This window comes from Azospirillum brasilense (assembly GCF_008365405.1).
Classification (GTDB): domain Bacteria; phylum Pseudomonadota; class Alphaproteobacteria; order Azospirillales; family Azospirillaceae; genus Azospirillum; species Azospirillum brasilense_D.
The window spans coordinates 1-550 of the sequence record NZ_QOKV01000088.1 but is presented as its reverse complement, the minus strand read 5'-3'; the positions used below and the strand labels follow the sequence as shown (position 1 = coordinate 550).

At 73.1% G+C, this 550-nt stretch carries 1 pseudogene; it reads right to left on the bottom strand.

From position 1 onward, the window contains the following. Positions 1–550 (bottom strand): annotated as a pseudogene (locus DS837_RS32295) (hypothetical protein); the annotation flags it as partial.

Here is a 550-nt window from a genome sequence, read left to right as displayed (position 1 = left end):
GAAGCTCTGCCCCGCCTCCACCGTGGAGGCCGTCACGCCGCTGAACAGGCTGGTGGTGGCGCTGTCCACCCCGACGCCGAAGGTCTTGGCTCCGCCGGTCGCGGTCAGGGTCGGCACGGCGTCGACGCGGATCGTCACGGTGGCGCCGCCCGTGCTGTAGGCGTCCGCGCTGGTGTCGGCGGTGCCGCCCGCGGTGCCGCTGGTCAGGTCCCACGCCTTGAAGGTGAGGCCGCCGGTGTCGGTGTTGGTGAAGCCCGACCCGCTCGGCACGAAGCGCACGCGGTCCGACCCGGCGAGCAGCAGCGCCGAGCCGTTGGACGAGGCGGTGGGGATGTCCGTCCAGGCGCCGGTGCCGACCTTGTACTGCCAGGTGCCGTTGCTGTTGGTCACCCCGGTGACGGCGATGCCGAGCGGAAGGACGGGGACCATCGGGACGGGGCTGTCGTACTCGGCGTCGGTGGCGGTGCCGGCGGAGGCCAGCAGGGCGGTGACGGTCATCCCGCCGTTCGCGGTGTCGGCGATGCCCTGGTCGATGACGGTCAGGCTGCGG